General features: G+C 67.0%; 12 protein-coding genes. 9 read left to right on the forward strand and 3 right to left on the reverse strand.

From position 1 onward, the window contains the following. The first annotated feature begins 103 nt into the window (after nucleotides 1-103). Complete coding sequence (locus tag CF68_RS34860) at nucleotides 104-994, forward strand: class I SAM-dependent methyltransferase (RefSeq protein ID WP_035828194.1); 891 nt, start codon at nucleotides 104-106, stop codon at nucleotides 992-994. After that, nucleotides 987-1,490: a DUF2938 domain-containing protein gene (locus tag CF68_RS34865; protein ID WP_035828174.1), complete on the forward strand. Its 504-nt coding sequence runs from the start codon at nucleotides 987-989 to the stop codon at nucleotides 1,488-1,490. Before CF68_RS34860 ends, CF68_RS34865 begins: the two co-directional genes overlap by 8 nt. A gap of 45 nt (nucleotides 1,491-1,535) precedes the next feature. Here CF68_RS34865 and CF68_RS34870 read toward each other — a convergent pair whose 3' ends face one another. The 3 genes from CF68_RS34870 to CF68_RS34880 all read right to left on the reverse strand — a co-directional run bounded on the left by CF68_RS34870 (nucleotide 1,536) and on the right by CF68_RS34880 (nucleotide 3,907). Next, entirely contained in the window at nucleotides 1,536-2,429 is an 894-nt protein-coding gene (locus tag CF68_RS34870) for a restriction endonuclease (RefSeq protein ID WP_035828177.1), read from the reverse strand. 262 nt (nucleotides 2,430-2,691) lie between these two features. Next, nucleotides 2,692-2,964: a hypothetical protein gene (locus CF68_RS37585; RefSeq protein WP_161786896.1), complete on the reverse strand. Its 273-nt coding sequence runs from the start codon at nucleotides 2,962-2,964 to the stop codon at nucleotides 2,692-2,694. 619 nt (nucleotides 2,965-3,583) lie between these two features. Next, the gene (locus tag CF68_RS34880) at nucleotides 3,584-3,907 is read right to left on the reverse strand and encodes a nucleotide pyrophosphohydrolase (protein WP_013955146.1); all 324 of its coding nucleotides are present in this window, start codon (nucleotides 3,905-3,907) and stop codon (nucleotides 3,584-3,586) included. A gap of 145 nt (nucleotides 3,908-4,052) precedes the next feature. Here CF68_RS34880 and CF68_RS34885 point away from each other — a divergent pair, with 145 nt between their 5' ends. The 7 genes from CF68_RS34885 to CF68_RS34915 all read left to right on the forward strand — a co-directional run bounded on the left by CF68_RS34885 (nucleotide 4,053) and on the right by CF68_RS34915 (nucleotide 9,269). Beyond that, complete coding sequence (locus CF68_RS34885; protein WP_035828182.1) at nucleotides 4,053-4,712, forward strand: isoprenylcysteine carboxylmethyltransferase family protein; 660 nt, start codon at nucleotides 4,053-4,055, stop codon at nucleotides 4,710-4,712. A 134-nt stretch (nucleotides 4,713-4,846) separates the two neighbouring features. Continuing rightward, entirely contained in the window at nucleotides 4,847-5,641 is a 795-nt protein-coding gene (locus CF68_RS34890; RefSeq protein WP_035828185.1) for an IclR family transcriptional regulator, read from the forward strand. A gap of 80 nt (nucleotides 5,642-5,721) precedes the next feature. After that, complete coding sequence (locus CF68_RS34895; protein ID WP_013955143.1) at nucleotides 5,722-6,477, forward strand: glutamine ABC transporter substrate-binding protein; 756 nt, start codon at nucleotides 5,722-5,724, stop codon at nucleotides 6,475-6,477. A gap of 18 nt (nucleotides 6,478-6,495) precedes the next feature. Next, nucleotides 6,496-7,164, forward strand: a complete 669-nt coding sequence (locus tag CF68_RS34900) for an amino acid ABC transporter permease (protein WP_013955142.1) — start codon at nucleotides 6,496-6,498, stop codon at nucleotides 7,162-7,164. Continuing rightward, nucleotides 7,161-7,922 carry an amino acid ABC transporter ATP-binding protein gene (locus CF68_RS34905; RefSeq protein ID WP_013955141.1) on the forward strand — a complete coding sequence of 254 codons (762 nt, stop codon included), beginning with the start codon at nucleotides 7,161-7,163 and terminating at the stop codon, nucleotides 7,920-7,922. Before CF68_RS34900 ends, CF68_RS34905 begins: the two co-directional genes overlap by 4 nt. Nucleotides 7,923-7,924: 2 nt before the next feature. After that, entirely contained in the window at nucleotides 7,925-8,869 is a 945-nt protein-coding gene (hutG, locus tag CF68_RS34910; protein WP_035828189.1) for a formimidoylglutamase, read from the forward strand. 184 nt (nucleotides 8,870-9,053) lie between these two features. Further along, nucleotides 9,054-9,269 carry a saccharopine dehydrogenase NADP-binding domain-containing protein gene (locus CF68_RS34915; protein ID WP_035828191.1) on the forward strand — a complete coding sequence of 72 codons (216 nt, stop codon included), beginning with the start codon at nucleotides 9,054-9,056 and terminating at the stop codon, nucleotides 9,267-9,269. The last annotated feature ends 32 nt before the right edge of the window (nucleotides 9,270-9,301 follow it).

The raw sequence follows: 9,301 nt of genomic DNA on the forward strand, positions 1-9,301 counted from the left end.
GGGCGCCAGCCGAAGGCTGAGGACGGGGGGATGTCAACTCAAGTCGACTTGAACTGGCACAGTGTAGCTTCCAAGCCAGGACGGCGTGCAAGGGGATATGACCATGGGTGAGCAACAACAGACCAGCATCAACGGCAGCGACCAGGCCGCACTGTGGAACGGCCCGTCTGGCCATGCCTGGGTCGCGGAGCAGGCGGTGCTCGACGACATGCTCCGGCCGCTGGAAGGCCTGCTTGTCGATGCGGTCGGCAAGACCTCGGCACAGCATGTGCTCGATGTCGGCTGCGGCACCGGCAGCACTACGATCGCGCTGGCGCGTAAGCTCGGCGCGCAGGGCAGATGCACCGGCATCGATATTTCCGAGCCGATGCTCACCGCTGCACGGGCACGTGCGCAGCAGGACGGTTCGACCGCCAGCTTTATTCGCGCCGACGCGCAGGACTACGCCTTCGCGCCAGCAAGCTTCGACAGCATCGTGTCGCGCCTGGGCGTGATGTTTTTCAGCGATCCGGTGCGGGCCTTTGCCAACCTGCGCCGGGCCGCAACACCGGATGCCACGCTCCAATGCATCGCCTGGCGCAGCGCCGCAGAGAATCCGTTCATGACCACCGCCGAGCGCGCGGCAGCGCCGCTGCTGTCCAACCTGCCGCCGCGGCAGCCGGGTGCGCCGGGGCAGTTCGCCTTCGGCGACCGCCAGCGCGTGCAGGCCATCCTGGAAGAGGGCGGCTGGACCGGGATCAATATCCAGCCGATCGACCTCGTCTGCACGCTGCCGGAGCCTGCGCTGGTGGACTACCTGTCCCGACTGGGTTCCGTCGGCCTGGCCCTGCGCGAGGCTGAGGCAAGCACACGCGCCAGCGTCATCGAAACCGTCCGCGCGGCATTCGAGCCTTACGTTCATGGCGCAACCGTGCGCTACACCGCTGCTTGCTGGATGATCACCGCCCGGGCTTCGGCTTCATCACTGACGGCCGGGAAGACTGCCCATGCCTGATACAGCGATGGCGCTCCTGTTCAATGCGGTCGTGATCGGCACTGGCGCAACGCTGGTGATGGACGCCTGGGCCATCCTGCGCAAGCGGCTGCTGGGCGTTCCTGCGCTGGACTATGGACTGGTAGGCCGCTGGCTCGCGTGGCTGCCGCGAGGACGCCTTTGCCACCATCCCATCGCGGCATCGCCACCGGTGCACCGCGAGCGCGGGATCGGCTGGATCGCGCATTACCTGACCGGCATCGTGTTCGCGGCCATCCTGCTGGGGCTATGGGGACTCGACTGGGCGCGCCATCCGACGCTGGCGCCCGCGTTGATCGTCGGCATCGGCAGTGTGGCGGCACCGTTCCTGCTGATGCAGCCCGCGATGGGTGCCGGCATCGCCGCGAGCCGCACGCCACGGCCAAATGTGGCACGGGCGCATAGCCTGGTGACGCATGCGGTGTTCGGGCTGGGGCTCTATGTGGCGGGTTGGGTTGTGAGCCTGGTCGCGATCTGACAAACGGGTACAACAGCAGACTGCCGTTGTCCGAACCAGGGAGAGTCAGAGGCCACGCACGCCGCGGCATTTGGGGAACGTGGCGCAGCCCCAAAACGGATTGCCAGCGTTCGCGCCCTGTTTAGCGATGCGTTGGATCATGGCGCTGCCGCAGCGCGGGCAGCCTGGCACGGCGGCAGGCGGCATCTCAGTTGGCTTCGGCGGTTCCGCGGCGCGCGTCGGCGCGTTCGCAGCGGCAGGCGGGGGTGCGGTCGACCCCGTCGGCGCTGCAGCGCGGGCGCGCTTGACCAGCACGGTGAGTGCCTGGCCATCGATCAGCTCTATGTTCCGCCCAGACGCGAAGGCCCGCGCATCGGCGGTGAACTGTCCCGATGTCACAACAAATCCTTGTGCCGCACCCTGCGCAGCCATCACGCCATACAGTTCCCGTACCACCGTGACCGGCACCATGTAGGCGCGCCATTGCTTGCACTGCACCAGCGCCAACTCGTTGCCCTTTCTGAGCCGCAGGTCGATGCCCCCATCCGCACCGCCGCCACCGGTCTCCGCCACAGCGTAACCGCGCATCCGGAACACCTCTCCCACCAGCCGCTCGAAATCTCGCCAGGTCATCTGACGCAAGGCGTCGCCAGACTGGCTCGCCGCCACGCTGCGCACCAGTTCTTGCCGCTTGCGGCGGCCCAGCCACGAAGCCAGCGCGCCGGCCAGCAGCAACAGCGGCACGATGTACTGCCCGTACATCGACAGCGCCTTGACCATCTGTGTCACGACCATTTGGCCGATTTGCCCCCGCGCGGCACTGACCGGCACTTCGGCAATCGCATAACGGTGCAGCACCGCGTAGGCAATGATGGCCAACGCCACGCCTACCCACCATGGCAGTGCTGCGGCAATGCCATACAGATCCTCGAAGACGCTTGATTGCTTCCTGCGACCCATGATGACCCCTTCGCTTTTTGTTTTTGTCAGTCCGAAGGATGCCGTACGGGGGCTGGCATGTCGCCCCTCCGCACGCGGGGGACAATGGGGAAGGCAAGAAGGTATAGCTGCGGCTTCCGGATCTGTGGCCTCGGCCACATATCCGAGGCCGCGCCCAAAAGTCTGCTGCCCGGTTCTGTGGGATATCGAACCGTACATTGCTGGCACCGCTCCAGAATAGAAGTCCATCGGCGCCCGCTTCCGCGCCGGACGATCCCCACCATCACGGGGCGACAGGATGACAAGGCTTTCGGGCCGTTTGGCCGCGTGCATTGCGTTCGGTCTTCTGCTGGCTGCCAGTGCGCAGGCGTCGGATATTGCCTGCAAGACCACGCTGCGTCCTTCCCGCTGCGACGATCCGCTCGCCGCCGGCACGTCCTGCCTGCAGTCGGTGCCGCACGCCGCCGACCTGATCTGCGATCACGCGATGCTCCAGCGCGAACACGAGCGCATCCATGCGGACCAGCAGCGCCGGCTTCGCGCCGGCGCGATCCAAGGACGCGACATCGCCGCCTGGCGAGAGCGCCGGGACGCGTGCACGTCGGTGAAATGCCTGGATAGGGTCTTTGCCAGCTGGCGCCGGCAGCCAGGCGAGAAACCGCCGCAGGCTGCCGCGCCGAAACCAACGCCGCCGGCGGCCCGGGCGCGGGAGGCGTCGAGGAACAAGCAAGCTGCGGTCAGGGTCGAGGCGTCGCGGCCAGCGGTCGCGCCACCTCCAGCAACTCAACCAGTAGCGGAGCAGCCTCCAGCCTTGCCACCGGCAGAGCCATTAGCCGAACCGGGGATGCAAGCGCCCCCTGTCGTGATCCAAAGAGCCTCCGGCCCGACGCCCCAGCAGGCGTCCATCCGTCCGACGCTGGCGTCGCAATCACGCGGTTGGACATCGCTGGGCACGCTGGCGTGGCTGGGCATGTGCAGCGCGGGCGTCGCGTGCTGGTCCCGGCGTACGCGCGGCGAGTGGCTGCCGGGGGTCACCCGCCTGCGCGAGCGGACACGGGATGCGCCGCCCATCGTGCTTGTGGTGAGCGGACTGCTCGCTTTGAACGGAGTGCTGCTGTTGTGCGTCCTGGCGGGGAGCCGGCCATTGTCGTGAGCTCACGCCGTCGCCGGGCGCCTCATTCCGGCAGCGGGTACTTCCTGGCGTTCATCTCCATCTTGGCGCGGATCGCCGCGTCCAGGTCCACGCCCAGCGCCGTCACCAGTTGCGCCAGGTAGATGGTGATATCGGCAAGCTCCTGCTCCACATGGTCGCGCTCGTCGGTAGACATGATGGCGCGCGATTCCGCATCGGTCTGCCACTGGAAGATCTCGACCAACTCGGACACCTCCACGCTCAGCGCCATCGCGAGGTTCTTGGGGCTGTGGTACTTGCCCCAGTTTCGGGCCTTGCCGAAGTCCTGGGCAGCTTGCTGGAGGTTCTTGATGTCGATCAGGGGCATGGTGGTGTGACGAAAGCGGTTCACTGCGCCCCGGCATACGCCGGCGCAAAACGCAGATTTAATCACGACCCGGCCGCCCTCGACACCCGGGCCGCCTGAGGCTTACCCTTCGCTTGTGCATCCACCGTCTCAACGGAGGTTCCCCATGCGCCCGACTCCCGGCATGGCGATTGCCACGCTCGCCGGCACGCTCGCCTACCTGGCCATCGCCATCGCAGGTTGGGGCGGCATCGCCCCCTTTTTCGCGCACCCGGCGCGCGTGGCCCTGACCCTAATCCTGTTCGCCCTGTCCATCGCGGCACTCTTCTCCGGCGGCAACATCAGCAGCGGCATGCGCGAGGACCGCGGCAACCGCTGGGTGTTGGCAGTCTTTGGCGTGCTCGGGCTGCTGGCGGCGTACCTGCCGCCCTTTACCGACCGCATCGGCTTCTGGACGCTCGATGGCGACACCATGCGCTGGATCGGTGTGGCGCTGTTTGCCGGCGGCGGCGTGCTGAGGCTGTGGCCGGTGTTTGTGCTGGGGCGGCGCTTCAGCGGGCTGGTGGCGATCCAGCCGGGGCACACGCTGGTGACCACCGGGATCTATGGCGTGATCCGGCATCCGAGCTATCTCGGCTTCCTGGTCAGTTCGCTGGGATGGGTACTGGCGTTCCGCTCCGGCGTGGGCGTGCTGCTGACGCTGCTGATGGTGCCGGTGCTGCTGGCGCGCATCCGGGCGGAAGAAGCGCTGCTGCGCGACCAGTTTGGCGACGAGTACGCGTCGTACTGCGACCGGACCTGGCGGATGCTGCCGGGCATCTACTGACCGCGACGCAGCGGCGCCTCGCGCACTTGACCGATCAAATTGCCAGTCATCAAGGGTTATCCCTAGTCGTTCATTCCCATTTTCCGGGACTCTCGGTTTTGATTTCTGGGAATCAGGTCCTATTCTTGGGCCCTATGTTGAATGCCGTCGACAACCCCACCGCCGTGAAGCCCGCGACACCCACGCCTGCCGAACCCGGCCAGCCCGCGGGCGGTGCCGATCGCGTGCTGTTCGTGCTGGCGGCGCTGGCGCAGCACGGCGCGCCAATCACGGTGCGCGAGCTGGTTGCCAAGACCGGCCTGCCCAAGAGCACGCTCTACCGGCAGCTGATGATGCTCAAGCGCTGGGGCTTTGTGCTGGAGTCCGACGGCGAATACGCGCCGGGCCCGATCAGCCTGCAACTGGCGCTTGGCTTTGACATGGCCTCGCACCTGGCGCGCGAAGCCTTGCCCGACATGCAGCTGCTGGCGCAGCAGTCCGATGAAAGCGTAGGCCTGGTCGTCGCCGTCAAGGATCACGCGGTGTGCCTGGAGATGGTGGAGAGCCGCCAGTCGCTGCGCTGCTCATTCGAGAAAGGCCGCGGCGTGCCGCTGCGCGCCGGTGCGTCGGCCAAGTCGCTGCTTGCATTCATGCGCGATGAAGCGCGCGAGCGCCTGGTCCGGGCCCAGTGCGAGCCAGGCGAAGCCGAACGGCTGCTGGCCGAGCTGACCGCCATTCGCGAGACCGGCTACGCCGTCAGTGAGGGCGAGGTGGATCCGGGCGTGTGGGGCGTGAGCGCGCCGCTCTTCTCGCGGCGCAGCAAGGCCGATGCGCTGGGCTCCATCACGCTGATGGTGCCGGCCACGCGGCGGCAAGGGCGCGAGACCGCGCTGATCGACATGACCGTGGCAGCGGCGATGCGGATTTCCGCCCGGCTGCAGTCTTACTGAATACCAAGCAAATCGTTACCGCCGCCGTCGGCACACCCATGCGACGGCAGATCCCTCGTTCCCGAGAATAGGAGACTTCCATGAACCTTCGTCGCAAATGCCTGATGGCCGGCCTGGCAACCCTGACCGCCCTGACCCTTGGCACCGCCGCGCACGCGCAGGACAATGCCGTGCTGCGCGTGGCCACCGACGCCACCTTCCCGCCGATGGAATTTATCGAGAACGGCAAGCGCACCGGCTTTGACGTGGAGCTAGTGGAGGCCATGGCCAAGACAATGGGCAAGCGGGTCGAATGGACCGACATCGACTTCAAGGGCCTGATCCCGGGGCTGGTCTCGCGCCGCTTCGACATGGCAGTGTCCGGCATCTACATCACCCCCGAGCGCAGCAAGGTGGTGGACTTCACCGAGCCGTACTACACCGGCGGCCTGGTGGCGCTGGTCAAGAGCGGCAACACCACCGTCCACGCCCCGGCCGACCTGAACGGCAAGAAGGTCAGCGTGCAGGTGGGCACCAAGTCGGTTAGCTTCCTGCGTGACACGTACCCGCAGGTGCAGCGTGTGGAAGTCGAGAAGAACCAGGAAATGTTCAACCTGGTCGAGATCGGCCGCGCCGATGCCGCCGTGACCGGCAAGCCGGCCGCGATGCAATACGTCAAGACGCGCGGCGGCCTGCGCATGGTGGAGCAGCCGCTGACCACCGAGGAATACGGCATGGCCGTGCGCAAGGACACGCCCGAGCTGACCCGTGCCCTCAATGCCGCACTCGCCAAGGTAAAGGCCGATGGCACCTATGCCAAGCTGACCCAGAAATGGTTCGGCACGGCCGCCAAGTAAGCCGCGCGGATCATCATCATGGAATTGGATTTTTCTCCTGTCTTTGCCGGCTGGCATGACATCCTCCACGGCGCCGTCATCACCGTGGAGGTGACGGCCTGCGCGCTGGTGCTGGGCTGCGTCATGGGCCTCTTGGTCGGCATCGGCCGGCTGGACCCGAATCGCCGCGTCATCTACAGCATCTGCACGGCCTACGTGACCTTCATCCGCGGCACGCCGCTGCTGGTGCAGCTGTTCCTTCTGTTCTTCGGGCTGCCGCAGTTCAACATCCTGCTGCCCGCCTTTGTGTGCGGCGTAATCGGGCTGGGCATCTATTCCGGCGCGTACGTGTCGGAGATCGTGCGCGGCGCCATCCAGTCCGTGGACAAGGGCCAGATGGAAGCCGCCCGCTCGATCGGCATGTCTTCCGGCCAGGCCATGCGCGCGGTGATCCTGCCGCAGGCCATCGTGCGGATGATTCCGCCGCTGGGCAATGAGTTCATCGCCCTCATCAAGAACTCGGCACTGGTGTCGCTGCTGACCATTGCCGACCTGATGCACGAGGGCCAGAAGATCATCAGCGTGTCGTACCGGTCGCTGGAAGTCTATCTGGCGATCGCGCTGGTTTATCTGATCCTGACGAGCGCGGCCGGGCTGATCCTGCGGCGCGCCGAACAACGGCTGCGCATGGGAGGCATGGTGCAATGAGCGATTCCGCAATCATCCGGATTCGGAACCTGGGCAAATCGTTCGGCGGCCATACCGTCTTGCGCGGCATCGACTTCGATGTGGAGCCGTCGCAGGTCGTGGTTGTGATCGGCCCCAGCGGCTCGGGCAAGAGCACCTTCCTGCGCTGCTGCAACGGCCTGGAACAACCCGAGGCCGGCACCATCGACATCGTCGGCAAGCGCCTGGTGACCGACGGCCAGCTGATCGGCGAGCACGAGCTGAACCAGCTGCGCACCGAAGTGGGCATGGTGTTCCAGTCGTTCAACCTGTTCCCGCACCTGTCGGTGCTGCACAACGTCACGGTCGGTCCCCGCATGCTGCGCGGCGCCTCGCGCGAGGAAGCCGAGCGCAAGGCGATGGGCCTGCTTGAGAAAGTCGGCCTTGCGCACAAGGCCCACGCCATGCCCGCCAGCCTGTCCGGCGGCCAGAAGCAGCGCGTGGCCATTGCCCGTGCGCTGGCCATGGAGCCGCGCGTGATGCTGTTCGACGAGCCGACCTCCGCGCTCGACCCCGAGCTGGTGGGCGAAGTGCTGCAGGTGATGAAGGTGCTGGCCGCCGAAGGCATGACCATGGTCGTGGTCACCCATGAAATGGGCTTCGCCCGCGAAGTGGCCGATGTGGTCGTCGTCATGGATGGTGGCGGCATCATCGAGGCCGGGCCGCCGTCGGTCATCTTCTCGGCGCCGACGCAGGAACGCACGCGCGGCTTCCTGCAGGCCGTGCTGACGCGGGCGTGACGATGGCTGGGACCCAGAACCTCTGGCAGGGCCGCGTCGACGACGGTGAGCGTGGCGACACCACGCGCCTGTTCCGCATCGTGCATGCGCTGGAAGCGGCAGACGTGACGCCCCTCAACGGCGCGCCGGTGTTGCTCGGCTTCAATTGCGACGCCGGCGTGCTGCGCAACCAGGGCCGTCCCGGCGCCGCGCACGGCCCTGACGCCATCCGCCAGGCGCTGGCCAACGTGCCGGCGCACGGGCTGCCCGCGTTATACGACGCCGGCAATGTCAGCTGTGACGACGGCGACCTGGAGTCCGCCCAGCTGGCGCTGGCGGGCACCGTGCGCGGCGTGCTGGTGCGCGGCGGGCTGCCGCTGGTGCTGGGCGGCGGCCATGAAGTGGCTTGGGGCACGTGGCAAGGCCTGCGCGCGCACCTGGATGCGCAGGACGATGGCGGACGCGTGCTCATTATCAATATCGACGCCCACTTCGACCTGCGCACCAGCCGGCCCGCCAACTCCGGCACGCCGTTCGACCAGATCGCCAACGCCTGCGCCGAGCGCGGACAGCCGTTCGACTATATCTGCCTGGGCGTGAGCCGCCTCAGCAACACGCCGGCGCTCTTCAGGCGCGCCGACGCGCTGGGCGCCAGCTACGTGGAAGACGTGGACATGCAGGAGCGCCACCTCGATTCGCGTCTCGCGGAACTGGCGGCGCGCATTGATGCCACCGACCACCTGTACCTGACCATCGACCTCGACGCGCTGCCGGCGGCCGTGATGCCGGGCGTGTCGGCACCTGCCGCCTATGGCGTGCCGTTGCCGGTGGTCGAGGAAGTGGCCTTGCTTGCCCGCCGCAGCGGCAAGCTGCGCGTGGCCGACCTGGCGGAGTACAACCCGCAGTACGACCGCGACCACCAGGGCGCGCGCGTGGCGGCGCGCCTGGCCTGGCGCCTGTTCGGCTGACCAGCAGGTCACGCCCCCCGCTCCGCAGTTGGCAACCGTGGCGCCCGGCGATAGTATTGCCTTCGCTAGATTGAGCGATTCTGATCAGAATTGATAAAGCGATGCGAGGGCAGTCCTGCGCTGGCGCGGCCGCCTTGCCGCGCCCCCGGGCCGCCCGTCGCCGCTTACGGGCGGAAAGGTCTGCGTGATCGAACAAATCGTCATCGTCGGCCTTGGCTGCATCGGCCAGGCCGTGCTGCCACTGCTCGAACGAACCTGGCCGCGGCCCCCGATTGCCGTGGTCGACCGGGTGCTGGACGGCGGCCGCCGGAAACTGGCCGCCAGGCACAAGCTGGATGCCATCGAGTCCACCATCACGGTCGACAAGACGCCCGGATTTATGCAACAACGCCCCCTTTAGCCTACAGACGGATATCAACGGAAGTTGGCGTG

This window comes from Cupriavidus sp. SK-4 (genome assembly GCF_000611125.1).
GTDB classification, from domain to species: domain Bacteria; phylum Pseudomonadota; class Gammaproteobacteria; order Burkholderiales; family Burkholderiaceae; genus Cupriavidus; species Cupriavidus necator.

What these genes read in the sequence shown, in the direction of transcription:
- CF68_RS34860 (WP_035828194.1), top strand. Translation starts at nt 104, where the DNA reads ATGGGTGAGCAACAACAGACCAGCATCAACGGCAGCGACCAGGCCGCA.
- CF68_RS34865 (WP_035828174.1), top strand. Translation starts at nt 987, where the DNA reads ATGCCTGATACAGCGATGGCGCTCCTGTTCAATGCGGTCGTGATCGGC.
- CF68_RS34870 (WP_035828177.1), bottom strand. Translation starts at nt 2,429, where the DNA reads ATGGGTCGCAGGAAGCAATCAAGCGTCTTCGAGGATCTGTATGGCATT.
- CF68_RS34880 (WP_013955146.1), bottom strand. Translation starts at nt 3,907, where the DNA reads ATGCCCCTGATCGACATCAAGAACCTCCAGCAAGCTGCCCAGGACTTC.
- CF68_RS34885 (WP_035828182.1), top strand. Translation starts at nt 4,053, where the DNA reads ATGCGCCCGACTCCCGGCATGGCGATTGCCACGCTCGCCGGCACGCTC.
- CF68_RS34890 (WP_035828185.1), top strand. Translation starts at nt 4,847, where the DNA reads ATGTTGAATGCCGTCGACAACCCCACCGCCGTGAAGCCCGCGACACCC.
- CF68_RS34895 (WP_013955143.1), top strand. Translation starts at nt 5,722, where the DNA reads ATGAACCTTCGTCGCAAATGCCTGATGGCCGGCCTGGCAACCCTGACC.
- CF68_RS34900 (WP_013955142.1), top strand. Translation starts at nt 6,496, where the DNA reads ATGGAATTGGATTTTTCTCCTGTCTTTGCCGGCTGGCATGACATCCTC.
- CF68_RS34905 (WP_013955141.1), top strand. Translation starts at nt 7,161, where the DNA reads ATGAGCGATTCCGCAATCATCCGGATTCGGAACCTGGGCAAATCGTTC.
- hutG (WP_035828189.1), top strand. Translation starts at nt 7,925, where the DNA reads ATGGCTGGGACCCAGAACCTCTGGCAGGGCCGCGTCGACGACGGTGAG.